We start from the raw sequence: 20,660 nt of genomic DNA, 5'->3' as shown, positions 1-20,660 counted from the left end.
GAAGCGACTCCTAAGCCGGGAGGGTGCGGTCCGGCGCTGCTGCGGCCGGACGGGACGCCGAGTGTGCTCAGGCGTCTCTCAGTGGTGCAGGATCTTGGAGAGGAAGTCCTTGGCCCGGTCGCTGCGCGGATTGGTGAAGAACGCCTCGGGGGTGTTCTCCTCGACGATCCGGCCGTCGGCCATGAACAGCACCCGGTTCGCGGCGGAGCGGGCGAAGCCCATCTCGTGGGTGACCACGACCATCGTCATGCCCTCGGCGGCGAGGCCGCGCATGACGTCCAGGACCTCGGTGATCATCTCCGGGTCGAGGGCGGAGGTGGGCTCGTCGAAGAGCAGCACCTTCGGGTCCATCGCCAGGGCGCGGGCGATCGCGACCCGCTGCTGCTGGCCGCCGGAGAGCTGGGCGGGGTACTTGTCCGCCTGGGCGGCCACCCCGACCCGTTCCAGCAGCGCGCGGGCCTTGGCCTCGGCCACGGCCGGCTCGGTGCGGCGGACCTTGACCTGGGCCAGCACCACGTTCTCCAGCACGGTCTTGTGCGCGAAGAGGTTGAAGCTCTGGAAGACCATGCCGACCTCGGCCCGCAGCCGGGCCAGCTCGCGTCCCTCGGCGGGCAGCGGACGGCCGTCGATGGTGATGCTGCCGCCGTCGATCGTCTCCAGCCGGTTGATGGTGCGGCAGAGCGTCGACTTGCCCGAGCCGGACGGGCCGATGACGACCACGACCTCGCCCTGGGTGATCGTCAGATTGATGTCCTGGAGGACGTGCAGGGCACCGAAGTGCTTGTTGACCCCGGCCAGCTCGACCAGAGCCCTGGGCCCGGAGTCCGCAGTCTCGGTCATCTCGCCCCTGCTCCCTGGTACGGCCGACGGGAACGACTCCCCCCGGGTCGGACTGGCACCGGGGACCGTTGAGCCGGCGGAGCCCGCGGCCCCCGGTGAGACGACCGTAGGCCGCCTGACGGTGCCACGTCAGCCTATCTGAGCGGAACTTGAGCATCACGAAAGGAACACACACCCCCCATCGAAGCTGCGCGCTCCGGTGCGCTGATCAGGGGGGTGGCCCGAGCGGCGACGGTGGGGGAGGATGAGCGCTTCGCCGACAGCCGGGTGTTGTCGGGAGGCGGTTTCCGAGCGGGAAGGTGTGGGATGCGGCTGCTCCTCGTCGAGGACGATGACCGGGTCGCGGCTGCGCTGGTCGCGGTGCTGAGCCGGCACGGCTTCCAGGTGCGGCACGCGCGCAGCGGGCACGAGGCGCTGGACGCGCTGGTGCCGGACGGCTCCGACCCCTACCGGGTGGTCCTGCTCGACCTCGGGCTGCCCGACCGGGACGGCTTCGAGGTGTGCAGCCGGATCCGGGCCGGCAGCGGTGTCCCGGTGATCATGGTGACCGCGCGCGCCGACATCCGGTCCCGGATCCACGGCCTCAACCTCGGCGCGGACGACTACATCACCAAGCCCTACGACATGGGCGAGCTCCTCGCCCGGATCCACGCGGTGGCCCGCCGCTTCCAGCCGACGGCCGTCGGCCAGGCCGCCGAGCAGCCCGAGGCGGTCGGCGGCGCCGGCTCGCTGGAGTCCTGGGGCATCAGCATCGACCGCGAGCGCCGCCGGGTGAGCGTGGCGGGCCGCGACGTCGCGCTGACCCGCAAGGAGTTCGACCTGCTGGCGCTGCTCGCGCAGAGCCCGGGCGTGGTCTACCGCCGCGAGCAGATCTTCAGCGAGGTCTGGCAGAGCGGCTGGGAGGGCAACGGCCGGACCCTGGAGGTGCACATCGGTTCGCTGCGCACCAAGCTCGCGCTGCCCGGGCTGGTCGAGGCGGTGCGCGGGGTCGGCTACCGGCTGATCCCGCAGTCCCCCTCGCCGCCCCCGACGGGCTGATCCGGGCATGCGCACCCGCCTGCTGGGCATCCTGCTCTCCCTGATGGGCTGCGTCATGGCCGCCCTCGGGGTACCGCTGGCCGCCGCGATGGCCGCCGCGGAGCAGAGCACGGTGGTGGTGGACCGGATGGACGACGCCGCCCGGTTCGCCCAGGAGGTGCCCACCCAGGGCCTGCCCTCGCGCTCCGACTCCAGCCAGGACGCGGCGTCCGGCGCCGCGCTGCCGGACGCCGCCCAGCTGCACGAGCTGCGCGCCGAGGTGCAGCGCTACCACGACCTCTACGGGCTGAAGATCGGCCTCTTCATGACCGACGGCAGCGTCCTGGCGGTCGCCCCCGGCGACTGGAAGCGGCCCTCCACCGGCGTCGGCGGCCGGGCGGTCCAGGAGGCCGGCGACGGGCGCCGCAGCCAGGACCCGCCGCAGGTCTGGCCGTGGACCCCGGACCGCACGCTGATCGTCGCCTCCCCGGTGATCCGCGACGGTGACGTGGTGGCCGTGGTGGTCACCGAGTCCCCGTCGGACGCGCTGCGGGTGCGGATCGAGCACCTCTGGCTGCTGCTGGGGGCCGGCGAGGCGGTCGCCGTGATCGTCTCCGTGCTGTTCGCGGTACGGCTCACCGAGTGGGTGCTGCGCCCGGTGCGGACGCTGGACCGGGCCGCCCACGACATCGCCACCGGCCGGATGAACGCCCGGGTGGCCGCCGCCGGCGGGCCGCCCGAGCTGCGCCGCCTGGCGCACTCCTTCAACGACATGGCCGACCACGTGGTGCTCGTCCTCGACCAGCAGCGGGCCTTCGTCGCGGACGCCTCGCACCAGCTGCGCAACCCGCTCGCCGCGCTGCTGTTGCGGGTCGAGCTGCTCGGGCTGGAGCTGCCGGAGCGGCACGAGGCCGACCTCGGGAGCGTGCGCGAGGAGGGCGTCCGGCTGGCCCGGGTGCTGGACGACCTGCTCGGCCTGGCGACCGCCGAGGGCAACCGGCCCGCCCCCGAGCCCGTCGACCTGACCGGCCTGGTGCTGGCCCGGGTGGACGCCTGGCAGCCGTCGGCCCGGCAGCGCGGGCTGACGCTGACCTGCGCGGCGCCCCCGGCGGCGCGCGGCTGGGCCGACCCGATCGGCTTCGGCAGCGCGCTGGACGCGGTGCTCGACAACGCCCTGAAGTTCGGCCCGCCCGGCAGCCTGGTGGCGCTCGTGGTGGAGGTGCGCAAGGAGGAGGTCGTGGTCACCGTGACGGACGCCGGTCCCGGCCTCACCGAGGAGGAGCTGGCCCGGGTCGGCGACCGCTTCTGGCGCAGCGCGCGCCACCAGAACGTGGACGGCTCCGGTCTCGGCCTCTCGATCGCCCGGACCCTGCTGACGGCGGGCGGCGGCTCGCTGGACTTCGCCCCGGTGCTGCCGACCGGGCTGGCCGTCACCTTCACGGTGCCGCGCGCCCTGCCGTAGCCGTCGGCCGTCAGGGTTTGGCGGAGCGGTAGTAGCGCTTGGCGCCCTCGTGCAGCTCCAGCGGATCGGTGTAGACGGCGGTGCTCCGGTCGACCACCTGGGCGGCGTGCACCTGCTGGCCTATCAGGTCCCGGCTGTCGATCACCGCCTTGGTCACCCCCTCGACCAGCGAGGGGTCGACGTCGGCCCGGGTGATCAGCAGGTTCGGCACCGCCATGGTCAGCACCGGGGTGCCGAAGGGCTGCGCCTTGGGGTAGACGTCGGCGGGCAGCACGGCGGCCCGGTACGCGCCGGTATCGCCGCCTTCCTTGTGCAGCGCGTCGATCAGGTCGCCGAGCGGGACCAGCCGGATCGGGAACCGGTTGGAGAGGTCGGTGATGGCGCCGGTGGGCAGCCCCCCGGACCAGAAGAAGGCGTCGATCTGCCCCGACTGGAGCTCGCTCGCGGCGTCCTCCACCCCGAGCGGCTCGGCCGTGATCCCGGTGTCCGGATCGATCCCGGCAGCCGCCAGCAGCTGGTGGGTCACCAGGCTCACGCCGGACTTGGGCTGCCCGATACCGACCTTCAGGCCCTTGAGCTGGGAGGCCTGCGTCACCGAGGAGTCGGCCGGGACGATCAGCTGGAGGTAGTCGTCGTAGAGCCGGGCGATCGCGCGCAGCCGGTCGTCGCCGGTCTCGTTGAAGTCGGCCACCGAGTCGGCGGTGGCGATGGCGAAGTCGTCCCGGCCCTGGGTGACCCGTTCCAGGTTGTCCACCGAGCCCTGCGAGCCGTCCAGCCGCAGCTGAACGCCGGGCATCTTGTCGTGCAGGTAGCTGCGCAGCAACTGGCCGTACTTGTCGTAGACGCCGCTCTGCACGCCGGTGGCGAAGCCGTACACGCCCTTGGGGTAGGAGGCCGTGCCGCCGCCGTTCAGCCACCATCCGCCCAGCGCACCGGCCACCAGCAGCAGCGCCGCGGCGGCGCGCCAGAGCCGGCGGCGCGCGGTGGCGCGCGGGCGTCCGGTGGTCGGTGTCATGGGGGGATCCTGCCAGGCGGACGCGGGATCCGGGAGGGGGTGCCGGTGGCCGACGGGCTGCGGCGGCCCCGGGGCGGCACCCCTTCTGGCGCTGCCCGGGCTGCCCGTACCCTTGCTGTCGTGGGTATGGGAGAGAGCTTGCGAACTTACAAAGTCGTCACGTACGGCTGTCAGATGAACGTCCACGACTCCGAGCGGCTGTCCGGGCTGCTGGAGGACGCCGGATACGTGAAGGCCGACCAGGGCGGCGACCCCGACCTGGTGGTCTTCAACACCTGCGCGGTGCGCGAGAACGCCGACAACAAGCTGTACGGAAACCTCGGCCAGCTCGCCCCCGCCAAGGCCGCCAGGAAGGGCATGCAGATCGCCGTCGGCGGCTGCCTGGCCCAGAAGGACCGCGCCACCATCGTGCAGAAGGCGCCCTGGGTGGATGTCGTCTTCGGCACCCACAACATCGGCCACCTGCCGGCCCTGCTGGAGCGCGCCCGGATCGAGCAGCAGGCCCAGGTGGAGATCCTGGAGTCGCTGGAGACCTTCCCCTCCACGCTGCCCACCCGCCGCGAGTCGGCCTACGCCGCCTGGGTGGCGATCTCGGTCGGCTGCAACAACACCTGCACCTTCTGCATCGTCCCCGCGCTGCGCGGCAAGGAGGAGGACCGCCGCCCCGGCGACGTGCTCGCCGAGGTCGAGGCGCTGGTCGGCGAGGGCGTCATCGAGGTGACCCTGCTCGGCCAGAACGTCAACGCGTACGGCTCCGACCTGGGCGACCGCGAGGCCTTCTCCAAGCTGCTGCGGGCCTGTGGCCAGGTCGAGGGCCTGGAGCGGGTCCGCTTCACCTCGCCGCACCCGCGCGACTTCACCGACGACGTGATCGCGGCGATGGCCGAGACCCCGAACGTGATGCACCAGCTGCACATGCCGATGCAGTCCGGCTCGGACACCGTGCTGCGGGCGATGAAGCGCTCGTACCGCCAGGACCGCTTCCTCGGGATCATCGAGAAGGTGCGCGCCGCGATGCCGGACGCCGCGATCTCCACCGACATCATCGTCGGCTTCCCCGGCGAGACCGAGGAGGACTTCGAGCAGACCCTGCACGCGGTCCGCCAGGCCCGCTTCACCAACGCCTTCACCTTCCAGTACTCCAAGCGCCCCGGGACTCCGGCCGCCGAGATGCCGGACCAGATCCCGAAGGCCGTCGTGCAGGAGCGCTACGAGCGGCTGGTCGCCCTCCAGGAGGAGATCTCCTGGGAGGAGAACAAGAAGCAGGTCGGGCGGACCCTGGAGATCCTGGTCGCCGAGGGCGAGGGCAAGAAGGACAACCGGACCGACCGGCTCTCCGGCCGGGCGCCCGACAACCGGCTGGTGCACTTCGAGCGGCCGGCCGCACCGGTCCGCCCGGGGGACGTGGTGACCGTGGAGATCACCTACGCGGCCCCGCACCACCTGCTCGCCGAGGGCCCCACGCTCGGCGTCCGGCGCACCCGGGCGGGCGACGCCTGGGAGCGGCGCACCGCCGCTCCGGCGGCCAAGCCGGCCGGCGTGATGCTGGGCCTGCCGACCGTCGGAGTCCCGGTGCTGAGCGCCCCGGCCACCGAGGGCGGCTGCTGCAGCACCGACTGATCACCGAGCGGCACTAGAGTGATCGACATGCTCGTTGCCGCCGCCGTCTGCCCCTGCCCCCCGCTGCTGGTGCCCGAGGTCGCCTCGGGCGCCGCCGCCGAACTCGACGTGCTGCGCGCGGCCTGTGCCGAGGCGGTCGCCGAGCTGCTGGCGGCGGGGCCCGAGCTGCTGGTGCTGGTCGGGTCCGGCGCCGAGGCCGAGGTCTGGACGGACGGCGGGGCCGGCTCGCTGCGCTCCTTCGGCGTCGACCTCGCCGTCCGGCTGCCCTCCGGCGGTGTCGGCGGGCCGGAGCTCAGCCCGGCCCTCACCGTCGGCGCCTGGCTGCTGGACCAGGCCGACGTCGCACTGCCGACGCACGCCTGCGCGGTGCCGGACGACGCTCCCGTGGAGCGGCTGCTCGGCCTCGGCAAGGGCCTGGCCGGCCTCGCCGACCGGGTCGGGCTGCTGGTGCTGGGCGACGGCAGCGCGCGCCGCACCCTCAAGGCCCCCGGCTACCTGGACGACCGGGCCGAGGCCTACGACGCGCTGGTCGCCCGGGCGCTCGGCACGGCGGACACCGCCGCGCTCGCCGCGCTCGACCCCGCGCTCTCCACCGCCCTGCTCGCCGAGGGCCGCGCGCCCTGGCAGGTGCTGGCCGGGGCCGGCGAGGACGCCGGGCTCCGCGGCCGGCTGCGCTACGAGGACGCGCCCTACGGCGTCGGCTACTTCGTGGCGTCCTGGAGCTGACCTGACCACAGACGTCGAGCGGGGCCGGAGAGCATGCTCTCCGGCCCCGCTCGACGTCCGGACGTCAGGACTGCGGGGTGCCGCCCTGCTCGGGCCGGTCGGGCTTCTCGGCGAAGTCGTCGACCGCGCTCTTGGCCTTCTCGGCGCCGGTGGCGATCTTGTCGCTGTACTTGCCCTTGGTGGCCTTGTCGATCGCTTCGCCGGCCTTGTCGACCACCTCGTCGATCTTCTCGGCGTGCTGGCCGGCCAGGTGGCTGGCCTTGTCCTTGAGCTCCTCGGCCTTGCCCTTGAGGTTGTCCATCACGCCCATGGCTTCGTCTCCTGTGTCAGGCCGCTCAGGTCGGCTCTCCTCGTGGCTGTGCCCGGCCGGAGCCCGGACCTCCGCCACCGCGGTCTGCACGGGCACGGCGAGGAGCGACTCGACGGCGGACGCCGCGATGCCGGCGGGCTCCGCGACGATCGGCTCGTCCCGGTCCGCCGACACCTCGTCGTCCGTCACCGCACCACTCTGCGCCGTGTCCGCCGCTGCGAGCACGGCGTCGGTGTCCGGCGCGGTCCGGGCGGCCGGGACACCGTGCGGCGCCTGCTGCTCCGCGTCGTCGGCCGGTTCCTGGTCCGTCCGGTCCTCCGGGTCCAGGACGGCGATCGCGCCACCACCCTGCTCCTCGACGGGCCGTACTCCGGCTCCACGGCGGCGGAACCAGCTCAAAACACTCATATCTTTCTCCCAACCTACGCGGTCTGCGGCGGCCTCGACCGGTTCTGCGGCGAGTCGGTGCAGGGTGCCGCCCACCCGGCCAACGAGCGGACCGGTGGCCGGTCACGTCCCCCGTTCGGGTCGGGCGCGTCCTTTTGCGAGACTGGGCGGTGTGAGCAGCTCTCTTTCCCCTATTCCGGTGGTCTCGGTGGTCGGTGCGACCGCGGCCGGCAAGTCCGACCTGGCCGTCGCGCTGGCACGTGCGCTGGGCGGCGAGGTGATCAACACCGACTCGATGCAGCTCTACCGGGGCATGGACATCGGCACCGCCAAGCTCACCGACGCCGAGCGCGGCGGCATCCCGCACCACCTGCTGGACGTCTGGGAGGTGACCGAGGCCGCGAGCGTCGCCGAGTACCAGCGCCTCGCCCGGGCCGAGATCGACCGGCTGCTGGCGGCCGGGCGCACCCCGGTGCTGGTCGGCGGCTCGGGGCTGTACGTCCGCGCCGCGATCGACGAGATGGAGTTCCCGGGGACCGATCCGGCCGTCCGGGCCCGCCTGGAGGAGGAGCTGGCCGCCGAGGGACCGGCCCTCCTGCACGCCCGGCTGGCCGTGCTCGACCCGGCCGCCGCGGCCGCGATCCTGACCAGCAACGGGCGCCGGATCGTCCGGGCGCTGGAGGTCATCGAGATCACCGGCCGGCCGTTCACCGCGAGCCTGCCCGGCAACACCGCGGTCTACCCGGCGGTCCAGATCGGGGTGGCGGTGCCCCGCCCCGAACTCGACGCCCGGATCGCGCTGCGGGTCGACCGGATGTGGGAGGCCGGTCTGCTGGACGAGGTCCGCGCGCTGGAAGCGGTCGGCCTGCGCGAGGGACTGACGGCCAGTCGGGCGCTCGGTTACCAGCAGGTGCTTGCGCACTTCGCGGGCGAGTGCACCGAATTGGGGGCGCGCGAGGAGACGGTGCGCGCCACCAAGCGATTCGCACGCCGCCAGGAGTCGTGGTTCCGCCGCGACGACCGGATCCACTGGCTCGCCAGGCCCGCCGGGGCGGACCCCGCCGACCTGCTGGAACGCTCGCTGGAACTGGTCGGCGCGGCATCCTGAAGCCTCGCCCGGCCGGCCTCGACGACGGGATCCGGCCATCCGCCGGTGCACCTGCTCACGCGTCTGCAGGTGCACGACGAGGCGGGTGTTACAGCCGGATCACGTCCTGGCCACGGATCATCCGGTGACCCGCGCTACGCGCTGTGAGCGACCCGAGACATGCCATTATCGAGGCAAGAGGGGCCAGTCGCGCGGGCCGGTCCCGCCGTTCGAGAGTTCGTACTCGTGTCGAACTGTCAGGGGAGGCCGCGTGTCCACGGGTCCCGGCCCTGAAACCGAGCAGTTCCCGCAGCACGTCTCCGACCTTCCCGGTCCGACACGGCGCCTCGGCGAGACGGACGGCGGCCCTGTCGCCCGCACCGGCCTCGCGGCGGACGACTCCTTCGTGCTGCCCTCGCCCGAGCTGCTGCTGCTCGCCGCGGACCCCGACGCACCGCTCGGCCTGCCGCCGGACGCCCTGTTGTTCGAACGGGAGATCCGCCCGCGGCGCCGGCTGCGCTGGTGGCAGATCCTGCCGATCGCCGTGATCGGCATCGTCGGCTCGCTGATGTTCGCCTTCCCGCTCGCCTTCGGCTCGGGCAGCGGCGCGGCCATGGTCGCCATGCTCGGCCTGCTGCTGACCGCCGCCTCGGTCGGCTGGGGCGCGATGGCGGCCAGACGCGCCGGCTACGCCTGGCCGGGGCTGCCGCGCCGGGGCTCCGGGCGCCGGGCGAGCTGGCGCTCCATCGTGATCTACACGCTGATCGTCTGCGCCGCGCTCGCGCTGGCCGTCTGGCGCGTCGTCCACCTGCGCGGCTGAACCCGCCGCACGGTCGGTCAGTACCATCGGCAGGGTGAGCGAAACCACCCTGCGACCCAGCGGCCTCCCCTTCCTCAAGGGCCACGGCACCGAGAACGACTTCGTGATCCTCCCCGACCCGGACGGCCTGCTCGACCTGGGCCCCGCGGAGGTGGCCCGGCTCTGCGACCGGCGGGCCGGCCTCGGCGGCGACGGCCTGCTGCGGGTGGTCCGCTCGGCCAAGGACGAGGCCTCGGTGGCGATGGCCGACGAGGCCGAGTGGTTCATGGACTACCGGAACACCGACGGCAGCGTCGCCGAGATGTGCGGCAACGGCGTCCGCGTCTTCGCCCGCTACCTGGTGCACGCCGGACTGGTCGGTCCCGGCCCGCTCGCGGTGGCCACCCGGGCCGGCGTGCGCCGGGTGCGGATCGCCGAGGACGGCCCGGACGGCGCGCCCGGCGAGATCACCGTGGACATGGGCCGCGCCGTGCTGCCCGGCCCGGACGGCGTCGAGGTGACGGTGGGGGAGCGGCACTGGCCGGCCCGCAACGTCAACATGGGCAACCCGCACGCGGTCGCCTTCGTCGCGGACCTCGCCGACGCCGGCGACCTCTTCCGCGCGCCGCTGGTGGCCCCCGACGGGGTCTACCCGCAGGGCGTCAACGTCGAGTTCGTGGTGGACCGCGGCGAGCGTCACGTGGCGATGCGGGTGCACGAGCGCGGCTCCGGCGAGACCCGCTCGTGCGGGACCGGCGCCTGCGCGGTGGCCGTCGCCACGGCCCGCCGGGACGGCGTCGACCCGGCGGTCACCGGAGCCCCCGTCAGCTACACCGTGGACCTGCCCGGCGGTCGCCTGGTGATCACCGAGCACCCGGACGGCCGGGTCGAGATGACCGGCCCCGCGGTGATCGTGGCGAGCGGCACCTTCGAGCCGAACTGGCTGTAGGGCGAAGCCTTTACCCCGTTCCGCGGGGCTGCGAATCCGCCCGTTCGGGTGATCCGGATGACAGACCGGAAGCGCAGCCTCGCGGAACGTGTTGTCCTCGGTAGCATGGACCACCGGGCAGCAATCGCTCCGGTGCTCGCTGCCGGAGGTTGCCATGACCGTCGAGACCGGCCGGCCCCAGACCGGCCAGCCCACCCCGCCCGCGCTCCCGCAGACCAGACGCCGGCTCGGTCGCGCCGCACTCGGCCGCGCCGGGCGCGCGGCGCTCCTGGCCACCGGCCGCCCGCCGGTGCCGGACGCCATCGAGCCGATCGTCCAGGCGCACCGCCGCCACCATCCGCAGGCCGACCTCGCGCTGCTCAGCCGCGCCTACCGGACGGCCGAGGCCAGCCACCGCGGCCAGAAGCGCAAGAGCGGCGAGCCGTTCATCACCCACCCCCTCGCCGTCACCATGATCCTGGCCCAGCTCGGCGCCGAGACCACCACGTTGGTCGCCTCGCTCCTGCACGACACCGTCGAGGACACCGAGGTGACGCTCGATCAGGTGGCCGCCCACTTCGGCCCCGAGGTGGCCTATCTGGTCGACGGCGTCACCAAGTTGGAGAAGGTCGACTTCGGCGCGGCGGCCGAGGCGGAGACCTTCCGCAAGATGCTGGTCGCCACCGGCTCCGACGTGCGGGTCATGGTGATCAAGCTCGCCGACCGGCTGCACAACATGCGGACGATCCGTCACATGAAGCCCGCCAGCCAGGTAAGGATCGCCAAGGTCACCCGGGACGTGCTGATCCCGCTGGCCGAGCGGCTGGGCATCCAGGTGGTCAAGACGGAGCTGGAGGACATCGTCTTCGCCACCCTGCACCCCGAGGAGTACGCCCGGACCCGCGCGCTGGTCGCCTCCCACGAGGCCGAGCAGGACGAGCCCCTCGCCCCCTTCGCCCTCGCGCTGCGCCGCCAGCTGGCCGAGGCCGGGGTCGCGGCCGAGGTCACCGTCCGGCCGCGGCACTGCGTCTCGGTGCACCGGATGCTGCTCAAGCGCGGCTCGGCCACCGGCTCGGCCCTCCCGGACCCGGCCGACTTCGCCCGGCTGCTGGTGGTGGTCGAGGAGAACGCCGACTGCTACGCCGTCCTCGGCGAGTTGCACACCTGCTGGACCCCGCTGCCCGGCGAGTTCACCGACTTCGTGGCGGCGCCCAAGTTCAACCTCTACCAGTCGCTGCACACCGCGGTCTCGGTCGAGGGCGCCGCGATCGAGGTGCTGGTCCGCACGCCGCGGATGCACCGGGTCGCGGAGTTCGGCGTGGTCGCGCTGGGCAGCCCGCGGACGTCCGGCGTCGAGCAGCCCGGCAGCGAGCAGCCGGGTGGCGAGGGGGCCGGCCGGGACGAGCTGGACGGCACCGACCCGGCCAGGCCCGGCTGGCTCAGCCGCCTGCTGGAGTGGCAGCAGGAGACGCCCGACCCGGACGCCTTCTGGTCCACCCTGACCGCCGACCTCTCCGGCGACCGGGAGATCACCGCGGTCACCGAGGAGGGCGCCACCGTCGTGCTGCCGGCCGGTGCCAGCTGTGTGGACGCGGCGTACCAGCTCGGCGAGCAGATCGGGCACCGATGTATCGGCGCCCGGGTCAACGGCCGGCTGGTCGCGCTCTCCACCCCGCTGGGCGACGGCGACGTGCTGGGCATCCTCACCGAGGCGGTGCACCCGGCGGGTGAGGGGGAGCCCTCGGGGCCCAGCCCGCAGTGGCTGGACCACGCGCGCACCGCGGGGGCGCGGATCGCCATCGAGCGCTGGCTGGCCGAGCACCCCGCGCACGCCGAGCAGTCCGGCGCCGGAGGGCCGGCCGAGCCGTCCGGTCCGCCCGCGGCCCCGGTGCAGGGCCGGGCCGGGTGCCGGGCGGGCGGTCGCGTCCGGTGCTCGTCCCCGGGCATCCGCGGGCGGCCGTCCGGCTGGCCCGCTGCTGCACCCCGGTCCCGCCGGACCAGGTCACCGGCTTCGAGACCCGCGGCGGTTCGATCGCCGTGCACCGGGCCGACTGCCCGACCGGGGAGCGGATGCGCAGTTCGGGGCGCGGACCCGTCCAGCTCGGCTGGGCCCCCGGCGCCGGGGCGCCGAACGACCGGCCGGTGACCTACCGGGTCACCCTGCAGGCCGAGGCGCTGAACCGGCCCCGGCTGCTGGCCGACCTGACCGCCGCGATGTCGGCGACCGGCCTGGACATCGTCTCGGCGGTGGTGGAACCGCCGCAGGAGCTGCGGGTCCGGCACACCTACACCGTCGAGCTGCCGGACGCCCAGACGCTGCCGGTGGTGATGCGCGCCATGCTCCGGGTCTCGGGCGTCTACGACGTGCGCCGCCCGGGGCTGGAGGAGGCCCCCAGGCCGCCCCGACTGCGCCCGAACAGCCGTGGCACGGGAAATGCTGGTGACCCGGCCGCGCGGCCCGTGCGACCATCGTGGGGAATTCACGACGGCCCCGCCGCGTTCTCAGGGACGAGCGGGCCGGCAGAAGCCCACCCCCAGTAGCCAGCTAAGGACACGATGACCTCCACGTTCGACACCCGCGATGAATCCAGCGAGTCGGCCGGCCGCAGTTCCCGCCGACCCGCTGACCTCCGGGCCGATGCCCTGATGGACGAGGACCTTGCGGCGATCGACGAGGACTTCGGCCGGGGCTACGACGGCGACCAGTACGACCGCAGCGATCGCGCGTCGCTGCGCCGCGTCGCCGGCCTGTCCACCGAGCTCCAGGACGTCACCGAGGTCGAGTACCGCCAGCTCCGCCTGGAGCGTGTGGTGCTCGTCGGCGTGTGGACGGACGGCAGCGTCCAGGAGGCCGAGAACTCGCTGGCCGAGCTCGCGGCACTCGCCGAGACGGCCGGTTCCGAGGTGCTCGACGGCGTGATCCAGCGCCGCGACAAGCCCGACGCGGCCACCTACATCGGCTCCGGCAAGGCCAAGGAACTGCGTGACATCGTCGCGAGCACCGGCGCCGACACCGTGGTCTGCGACGGTGAGCTGACCCCCGGCCAGCTGATCCAGCTGGAGGACGTGGTCAAGGTCAAGGTCGTCGACCGGACGGCCCTGATCCTGGACATCTTCGCCCAGCACGCCAAGTCCCGAGAGGGCAAGGCGCAGGTCTCGCTGGCGCAGATGCAGTACATGCTGCCGCGCCTGCGTGGCTGGGGCGCCTCGCTCTCCCGGCAGATGGGTGGTGGCGGCGGCTCCTCGGCCGGCGGTGGCGGCGGTATGGCCACCCGTGGTCCGGGTGAGACCAAGATCGAGACCGACCGTCGTCGGATCCGCGAGAAGATGGCGAAGCTGCGCCGCGAGATCGCCGACATGAAGAAGGGCCGGGACACCAAGCGCCAGGAGCGCAAGCGTCACCAGGTCCCGTCGGTCGCGATCGCGGGCTACACCAACGCCGGCAAGTCCTCGCTGCTCAACCGGCTCACCGGCGCCGGGGTCCTGGTGGAGAACTCGCTGTTCGCCACCCTGGACCCGACCGTCCGCCGGGCGCAGACCCCGGGCGGGCGGCTCTACACGCTGGCCGACACCGTCGGGTTCGTCCGGCACCTGCCGCACCACCTGGTCGAGGCCTTCCGCTCGACCATGGAGGAGGTCGCGGACGCCGACCTCATCCTGCATGTGGTGGACGGCTCGCACCCCGAGCCGGAGACCCAGCTGGCGGCGGTGCGCGAGGTGATCGTCTCGGTCGACGCGCAGCACGTGCCGGAGATCGTGGTCATCAACAAGGCCGACGCCGCCGACCCGCACGTGTTGCAGCGCCTGCTGCGCCGCGAGCCGCACGCGATCGTGGTCTCGGCCCGTACCGGGTTCGGCATGGACCAGCTGCTCAAGCTGATCGACGACGAGCTGCCGCGGCCCGCCGTCGAGGTCCACGCGCTGGTCCCGTACACCCGTGGCGACCTGGTCTCCCGGGTGCACGCCGAGGGCGAGCTGTTGGAGACCGAGCACACCGGCGACGGCACGCTGCTGCGCGCCAAGGTGGCGGCCGAGCTGGCCGCCGAGCTGGAGCGCTACGCGGTGGCCGTCCAGCGCTGATCGTCCGTACGACGAAGGACCCCGGTCTCGTGACCGGGGTCCTTCGTCATGCCAGGTGGGTCATGAAGGCGAACATCTGCGCCGCCTGGTCGTCCAGCTCCGGGCCGGCCAGCCAGGAGGCCGGGGTCGGGCCGATCGAGGTGTTGCTGACCAGGGCCGGCCTGCCGTCCGGCCCGGTGGCCAGCCAGCCGCCGCCGCTGGCGCCGCCGGTCATCGCGCAGCCGATGGTCAGCATGGCCGGGCGGGTCGGGTCGAAGGAGAGCCGGGCCGGGCGGGGGCTCGTACAGTGCTCCAGCTCCTGGCCGTCGAACGGCGGTCCGGCCGGGAAGCCGTAGGCGGTCACCGCGTCGATCTTCGCGCGCGGGGCGTTGAACCAGACCGGGACCGAGCCGCCGACGGCCTCCTCCAGCGAGGTGCCCGGCAGGTCCGGGTCGGTCACCCGGATGATCCCGGAGTCGTCCTGGTTGACGGCGCCGGCACTGTCGTCGCTGCCCTCCGCCATCCACTGCGGGGCCACCGTCGCGTAGTTCGCCCACCAGCGGCCGTACGGAGCGACCTGCGCCGGGGTGGCCGACCGGCCGCCGCTGCCCGCGCCGGAGTCGTTGTAGGCGGGCATGAAGGCGATGTTCTTCAGCCAGCCACCGCCCTTGCCGCCGTGCAGGCAGTGGCCCGCGGTCCACACCAGGTTGCTCTTGCCCGGGTGCTCGGGATCGCCGACCACCGTGCCCGAGCAGACGTAGGTGCCCTGCGGGCTCTTCGCGACGATCTTGCCGAAGACCGCGAGCGCTCCGGGGTAGGGGTGCTGCTCGGCCAGCGCCGGGGCGGCGGCCGGCAGCGGGTCGTTCTGGTCGTCGGCCGAGGGGCCGGCCGTGGGCACCGGCGGCACCGGGGTGGCGGCGGCGCTCGGAGCGGCCGCCTTCAGGGCGTCGGGCGACCAGAGGTCCTTGGCGATCTGGTTGGTGAACGCGTGCTGCTGCGCCCAGGCGGCCCAGTCCGAGGACTTCCAGTTCTTCACGTTCCGAAGTGCGCCGGTCAGCCCGTGCCCGGCCTGCGGGCCGGGCACCGCATCCGATCCGCAGGCCGTGCCGGCGAGGATCAGCGCGGACGCCAGGGCCAGGGCCGGTACGGGCCCCAGGGCCGAGGGGATCCGGCGGGAGGTGCGGTGTGCCATGGTCCGGTCTTCCCGTGCTCGCGGTGGTGCCGGCGGCCCCGCGCGGGGCCGCCGGCGCGGGCGTCAGCCCTTCTTGGAGATGTAGTCGAAGGCGCTGGAGGCGACGTCGTCCAGGTACGGGCCGGCCAGCCAGGACGGGTTGTCCGCCGGGCCGATCGAGGTGTTGCTGACCAGGTAGGTCTTGCCGTCCTTGACCGCGAACCAGCCGCCGCCGCTGGAGCCGCCGGTCATCGTGCAGCCGATGGTGTACATCGCCGGACGGGTCGAGTCGAAGGAGAGCTGGCTCGGCTTGCCACCGCTGCACTGCTCCAGCTCCACGCCGTCGAACGGCGGGGCGGCCGGGTAGCCGATCGCGGTCAGCGAGAGCTGGGCGCGCGGGGCGTTGAAGAGGACCGGGACGGAACCGCCGACGGTCTCCTCCAGCGACTTGGCGCCGCCCTCGGGGTTGCCCACCTTGATGATGCCGAAGTCGTACTGGCTGGCGGGGCCGCCGGACTCGGTGCCCTCGGACGTCCACTGGGGCGAGCTGATCGCGCTCAGGCCGGGCCACATGCCGAGCGGGGCGAACTTGTCGGGGGTCGACGTCTTGCCCTTGCTGACCGCGCCGGTGCTGTTGAACTCGGGTATGAACGTGACGTTCTTCGCGGGCGAGCCGTCCTTGCCGCCGTCCACGCAGTGGCCGGCGGTCCACACCAGGTTGCTCTTGCCGGGGTGCGCGGGGTCGGACACCACCGTGCCGGAGCACACGTAGTGCTTGCCGTCCGACTTGTCGAAGAAGATCTTCCCGTCCACCGCGTCCTTGGTGTACGGGTGGGGCACGGAGCTGGCCGAAATCGCGGCCGGCAGCGGGTCGTTGCTGCCCGCGCCCGGGTCGCTCGGCGGCTGGGCCGGGCCGGCCGGGGCCTCGGGCTTGGCCTGGAGCATCTTCTGCAGGTCCCAGAAGCCCTTCGCAGCCGGGGTGATCACGTGCTGCTTGGCCCAGTTGTCCCAGTCGCCGGCTTTCCACTTCTTCAGCTGGTCCAGGCTGGGCAGTCCGGCCGGCAGGCCCGCCTTGGTGGCGGAGGGGACGGCCGAACTCGGGGCCGGAGCACTGCTCGGCGGCGGCTTCGGGTTGTCGTCCGGACCGCAGGCGGTGGCCGCGAGCAGGGTCAGAACGGTGACCGCTCCGGCCGCCGCGGCCCGCCCGCCGCGGCGCGCGGACGCGCTGCCTGACGTCGGACGATCGTTGTTCGGGTGCACTGACATACCTTCGATTCCCCCATGGGATTTCACTCGGACGGCTGACGGGCCGCCATCGGGCATCAGGGAGTCTCCCATCTGCGGGGAAGGACGGCGCAGACCGCCCCCTGGTTGCCCGGCCTGACGGAAGGTCACCGATCCGTGACCATCCGGCCACCGATCGGCGCGACGCGACCGTGCTCCCCGGGCGGTTCTCTCGTTAGACCAAGTGGATGTCCCCGGACGGGCGCGAGCCCCCCGCATCCGCAGTCCGACGCGTCGCAAGGAGCAGCCTTGAGCACCGCCCTGACCGGAGCCCCGGCCACCGTCCCCCGCCAGCTGGACCAGTCCGCCGAGTCGGACCCGCTGCTCCACCAGGACCCGGCGGTTGCCGCCGGACAGGCCGCCGTCGAGGCCCTGTTGCGCTGCTGGGTGCGGGAGACCGGGGCCGCTCCCGACCAGGACGGCGTGCTGCGGATCCCCGTCCTCGGCGGCACCGCCCGGCTGCTGGCGGACGTCCGGCACTGGTCGCTGTGCGGCTGGCACCGGTTCGGGCCGGCCGTACTGGCGCCGGGCGTGGCGGAGAGCGGTGTTCCGGTGGACGCGGTCACCGCCGCCGCGCTGCTGGCCCGTTCGGCCGCCGAGCACCCCGACCCGGAGCAGGTCGCCGACCTCGCCGGGCGGGTCGCCGACTCGGTGCGCCGCACCGCCGACATCCTGCTGTACCGGCGCGAACACCCCGACCGCGAACAGGCCGGCCCGGCAGCGGAGTCGACCTTCCTGAGGGCCGAGCAGTCGTTGCTGCTCGGCCACCCGCTGCACCCCACCCCGAAGAGCCGCGACGGCCTGGGACCGGCCCAGAGCGCCGCCTACTCGCCCGAACTGCGCGGCTCCTTCGCCATGCACTGGTTCGCCGTCGACCGCGAACTGCTGACCTCCGGCTCGGCGCTGGAGAAGGACGCCGCCCAGCTCACGGCCGACCTGCTCGGCGCCCCCCGGCTGCTCCCGCCCGGAACCGCCGCACTGCCGCTGCACCCCTGGCAGGCCCGCGAGTTGGCGTTGCGCCCGCAGATCGCCCAGCTGCTGGCCGACGGTCTGCTGCACGACCTCGGCGCGCACGGAGCGCCGTGGTACCCGACCTCCTCGGTGCGGACCGTGTTCCGCCCCGGCACGCCGTGGATGCTCAAGCTCTCGCTGGGTCTGCGGATCACCAACTCCCGCCGGGAGAACCTGCGCAAGGAGCTGCACCGCGGCCTGGAGGTGCACCAGCTGCTGGAGGCGGGCCTCGGCGCCGAGTGGCGGGCCGCGCACCCCGGCTTCGACATCGTCCGCGACCCGGCCTGGATCGGCGTGGACCTGCCCGGCCTGGACGAGCGGACCGTGAGCGGCCTGGACACCGTCCTGCGCCAGCAGCCCTTCGCCCCGGGCGACCGTGCGCTCTGCGTCGCCGGCCTGGTCGCCGAACGCCCGCTCGGCGAGGCCGCGCCGGGCGTGCCGTCCGAACTGGGCGACCTGCTGCGCGCACTGGCCCGGCGCAGCGGCCGGCCGCTGCCCACCGTGGCCACCGAGTGGTTCCTGCGCTACCTGGACGCGGTGGTGCTGCCGGCGCTCTGGCTGGACGGCCGGGCCGGCATCGCCCTGGAGGCGCACCAGCAGAACAGCCTGGTGATGCTGGACGCGGCGGGCTGGCCGGTCGGCGGGCGGTTCCGGGACAACCAGGGCTACTACTTCCGGGCCTCGCACGCCGAGCGGTTGGAAGAGCGGCTGCCCGGGCTCGGCAAGGCCAGCGACACCTTCGTCGAGGACGCGGTGGCCGACGAGCGGTTCGCCTACTACCTGGGGATCAACCACATCCTCGGCCTGATCGGCGCCTTCGGCTCGCAGCGGCTGGCCGACGAGCGGGTGCTGCTCGCCGCGCTGCGCCGGTTCCTGTCCGGCCCGGCCGCCACCGCGACCCGTTCCACCCTGCCCGCCCACCTGCTGGACTCCGCGCAGCTGCGCTGCAAGGCCAACCTGCTCACCCGGCTGCACGGGCTGGACGAGCTGGTCGGGCCGGTGGAGACGCAGTCGGTCTACGTCACCGTCCCCAACCCGGTGGCCGCCCGGTGACCGTCGTGGCGACCACGGCCGGGGAGCTGCTGCTGCGCCCGGTCGAGCCGGCCGACCTCCCGCTGCTCGCCGCCTGGATGAACGACCCGGCGGTGGCCGCCTTCTGGGAGCTGGACGGCCCGGCCGAGCGCACCGCGCTGCACGTGCGGCGGGAGCTCGACGCCGGCAACGCGACGAATCTGGGCCTGCTGGACGGCGTCCCGATGAGCTACTGGGAGGTCTACCCGGCCGAGCGTGACCGGCTGGCCGAGCACTACCCCGCCGAGCCCGGCGACACCGGGCTGCACCTGCTGCTCGGCCCGGCCCCCTACCGCGGCCGGGGTCTCGGCGCGGTGCTGCTCGCCGCGGTCGCCGAGGACCTGCTGCGCGGCGCCCCGCGGGTGGTCGCCGAACCGGACGTCCGCAACACCGCCTCGATCCGGGCCTTCCAGCGGGCCGGGTTCACCGCCGTCCGCGAGATCGACCTGCCCGAGAAGCGTGCGGCCCTGATGGTGCGTGAGCGCGCCCGACCTCAAGGAACCGTCTGATGGACACTCGCCCTCCGTACGATCTGCTCGGTGTCGGGATCGGCCCCTTCAACCTCTCGCTCGCCGCGCTGGCCGACCGGGTGGACGGCCTGCGCACGCTGTTCTGCGACGCCAAGCCGGAGTTCCGCTGGCACCCGGGGATGCTGGTCGAGGGGGCCAGGATGCAGGTGCCGTTCCTGGCCGACCTGGTCTCGCTGGTCGACCCGACCAACCCGTGGTCCTTTCTCAACTACCTGCGCGAGCACGACCGGCTCTTCCCGTTCTACTTCTCCGAGCGCTTCCAGCTGCCCCGCCGGGAGTACGACCACTACTGCCGCTGGGCCGCCGAGCGACTCGCCTCCTGCCGGTTCTCCACCCAGGTCACCGCGGTGGCCTGGGCCGACGGCGCGTTCACCGCGACGCTGCGCTCGGCGGGGGCCGAGCAGCAGGTGCGGGCCCGCAACCTGGTGCTCGGCGTCGGGACCGAGCCGGTCCGCCCGCAGGCCTTCGACGCGCTGGCCGACCACCCCGCCGTCTGGCACTCGGGTGAGTACCTGGAGCGCCGGGCCGGCCTGGACCGCGCCCAGGACATCACCGTGGTCGGCTCCGGCCAGTCCGGCGCCGAGGTTTTCCTGGACCTGCTGCGCGCCAGGGCCGGCGACGGCACCCGGCTGCGCTGGCTGACCCGGACCCGGGCGATCGCCCCGATGGAGTACTCCAAGCTCGGCTTGGAGCACTTCACCCCGGACTACACCCGCTACTTCCACGCCCTGCCCGGCGAGGTCCGCGACCGGCTGGTGGCCGAGCAGTGGCAACTGCACAAGGCCGCCAGCGCGGAGACCCTGGCGGAGATCCACGACCTGCTCTACGAGCGGACCATCGGCCGCCCGCCGGCCGCCGCCGGCGCCGAGATCGCCCCCGGCACCGAGGTCACCCTCGCGCTGCCCGGCCCGTGCGGGGGTCTGGAACTGCGGTGCCTGCACCGTGACTCGGGCGTTCCCCGGCTGGTGCGCACCGACGCGGTGGTGCTGGCCACCGGCTACCGGGCGGTCCGCCCGGCCGCCCTGGAGCCGCTCGCCGAGCTGATCGACTGGGACGACCAGGGCCGCTACCGGGTCGGCCTGGACCATCGGGTGGCCACCGTGGCGGAGCTGACCGGCGGCCTGTACGTGCAGAACGCCGAGTTGCACACGCACGGCGTCGGGACCCCCGATCTGGGGCTCGGCGCGCACCGCGCGGCCGTCATCCTCAACGCGCTCTGCGACCGGACCGTCCACCGGCTGCCCGCCCGCACGGCGTGGACCACCTTCGCGCCCTCCCCGCTGCCCGCCCAGTCCGCCGCCTTCACCGAGGAGTGGAACCGTGCCCCAGCCACCAGCTGTTGA

16 protein-coding genes and 1 pseudogene are annotated in these 20,660 nt (G+C 73.6%); 12 read left to right on the top strand and 5 right to left on the bottom strand.

The genetic code is table 11. The annotated features are described in order from the left end of the window. Window positions 1-78 precede the first annotated feature (78 nt). Entirely contained in the window at window positions 79-840 is a 762-nt protein-coding gene (locus BS80_RS14640) for an amino acid ABC transporter ATP-binding protein (protein ID WP_035797673.1), read from the bottom strand. 306 nt (window positions 841-1,146) lie between these two features. Between BS80_RS14640 and BS80_RS14635 the strand changes: the two genes are divergently transcribed. Both BS80_RS14635 and BS80_RS14630 read left to right on the top strand, forming a co-directional pair. Then, window positions 1,147-1,878 (top strand): response regulator transcription factor, encoded by a 732-nt coding sequence (locus BS80_RS14635; RefSeq protein WP_035797671.1) that lies wholly within the window; start codon window positions 1,147-1,149, stop codon window positions 1,876-1,878. A 7-nt stretch (window positions 1,879-1,885) separates the two neighbouring features. After that, on the top strand, window positions 1,886-3,319 hold the full coding sequence (locus BS80_RS14630; RefSeq protein ID WP_035797669.1) for a sensor histidine kinase: 1,434 nt from the start codon (window positions 1,886-1,888) through the stop codon (window positions 3,317-3,319). Window positions 3,320-3,329: 10 nt separating this feature from the next. Here the strand turns inward: BS80_RS14630 and BS80_RS14625 are convergent, their stop codons facing one another. Continuing rightward, complete coding sequence (locus tag BS80_RS14625) at window positions 3,330-4,334, bottom strand: TAXI family TRAP transporter solute-binding subunit (RefSeq protein ID WP_035797668.1); 1,005 nt, start codon at window positions 4,332-4,334, stop codon at window positions 3,330-3,332. Window positions 4,335-4,460: 126 nt separating this feature from the next. Here BS80_RS14625 and miaB point away from each other — a divergent pair, with 126 nt between their 5' ends. Both miaB and BS80_RS14615 read left to right on the top strand, forming a co-directional pair. Continuing rightward, entirely contained in the window at window positions 4,461-5,954 is a 1,494-nt protein-coding gene (gene miaB, locus BS80_RS14620; protein ID WP_035797667.1) for a tRNA (N6-isopentenyl adenosine(37)-C2)-methylthiotransferase MiaB, read from the top strand. Window positions 5,955-5,981: 27 nt separating this feature from the next. Further along, the gene (locus tag BS80_RS14615) at window positions 5,982-6,680 is read left to right on the top strand and encodes a class III extradiol ring-cleavage dioxygenase family protein (protein ID WP_035801194.1); all 699 of its coding nucleotides are present in this window, start codon (window positions 5,982-5,984) and stop codon (window positions 6,678-6,680) included. Between the two features lie 64 nt (window positions 6,681-6,744). On the opposite strand, the gene BS80_RS42790 is transcribed toward BS80_RS14615, so the two are convergent. Next, the gene (locus tag BS80_RS42790; protein WP_232246491.1) at window positions 6,745-7,398 is read right to left on the bottom strand and encodes an antitoxin; all 654 of its coding nucleotides are present in this window, start codon (window positions 7,396-7,398) and stop codon (window positions 6,745-6,747) included. A 151-nt stretch (window positions 7,399-7,549) separates the two neighbouring features. On the opposite strand from BS80_RS42790, the gene miaA reads away from it, so the two are divergent. The 5 genes and pseudogenes from miaA to hflX all read left to right on the top strand — a co-directional run bounded on the left by miaA (window position 7,550) and on the right by hflX (window position 14,271). Next, window positions 7,550-8,485, top strand: a complete 936-nt coding sequence (gene miaA, locus BS80_RS14605; protein ID WP_035797666.1) for a tRNA (adenosine(37)-N6)-dimethylallyltransferase MiaA — start codon at window positions 7,550-7,552, stop codon at window positions 8,483-8,485. A gap of 250 nt (window positions 8,486-8,735) precedes the next feature. Beyond that, the gene (locus BS80_RS41870) at window positions 8,736-9,284 is read left to right on the top strand and encodes a hypothetical protein (protein WP_035797663.1); all 549 of its coding nucleotides are present in this window, start codon (window positions 8,736-8,738) and stop codon (window positions 9,282-9,284) included. A gap of 34 nt (window positions 9,285-9,318) precedes the next feature. Then, window positions 9,319-10,212 (top strand): diaminopimelate epimerase, encoded by an 894-nt coding sequence (gene dapF / locus BS80_RS14595; RefSeq protein WP_232246490.1) that lies wholly within the window; start codon window positions 9,319-9,321, stop codon window positions 10,210-10,212. Window positions 10,213-10,366: 154 nt separating this feature from the next. Beyond that, window positions 10,367-12,732, top strand: a pseudogene (locus BS80_RS14590) (RelA/SpoT family protein). A gap of 15 nt (window positions 12,733-12,747) precedes the next feature. Further along, window positions 12,748-14,271: a GTPase HflX gene (hflX, locus tag BS80_RS14585; RefSeq protein ID WP_035797662.1), complete on the top strand. Its 1,524-nt coding sequence runs from the start codon at window positions 12,748-12,750 to the stop codon at window positions 14,269-14,271. A gap of 46 nt (window positions 14,272-14,317) precedes the next feature. Here the strand turns inward: hflX and BS80_RS14580 are convergent, their stop codons facing one another. Further along, on the bottom strand, window positions 14,318-15,442 hold the full coding sequence (locus tag BS80_RS14580) for a trypsin-like serine peptidase (protein ID WP_051966630.1): 1,125 nt from the start codon (window positions 15,440-15,442) through the stop codon (window positions 14,318-14,320). 63 nt (window positions 15,443-15,505) lie between these two features. Continuing rightward, entirely contained in the window at window positions 15,506-16,687 is a 1,182-nt protein-coding gene (locus tag BS80_RS14575; protein WP_051966629.1) for a trypsin-like serine peptidase, read from the bottom strand. A gap of 267 nt (window positions 16,688-16,954) precedes the next feature. On the opposite strand from BS80_RS14575, the gene BS80_RS14570 reads away from it, so the two are divergent. From BS80_RS14570 to BS80_RS14560, 3 genes are read left to right on the top strand one after another with little or no spacing between them, the layout of a single operon-like run. After that, entirely contained in the window at window positions 16,955-18,769 is a 1,815-nt protein-coding gene (locus tag BS80_RS14570) for an IucA/IucC family protein (protein ID WP_035797661.1), read from the top strand. After that, a complete protein-coding gene (locus BS80_RS42785; protein WP_035797660.1) occupies window positions 18,766-19,296 on the top strand; it encodes a GNAT family N-acetyltransferase in 531 nt (176 codons plus the stop codon). The genes BS80_RS14570 and BS80_RS42785 overlap by 4 nt, the downstream gene beginning before the upstream one ends. Beyond that, complete coding sequence (locus BS80_RS14560) at window positions 19,296-20,660, top strand: lysine N(6)-hydroxylase/L-ornithine N(5)-oxygenase family protein (RefSeq protein ID WP_051966628.1); 1,365 nt, start codon at window positions 19,296-19,298, stop codon at window positions 20,658-20,660. Before BS80_RS42785 ends, BS80_RS14560 begins: the two co-directional genes overlap by 1 nt.

The organism is Kitasatospora mediocidica KCTC 9733, from assembly GCF_000744225.1.
Taxonomy (GTDB): domain Bacteria; phylum Actinomycetota; class Actinomycetes; order Streptomycetales; family Streptomycetaceae; genus Kitasatospora; species Kitasatospora mediocidica.
Note: the sequence above shows the minus strand (reverse complement) of the source record. Positions and strands in the feature narration are given on the sequence as shown.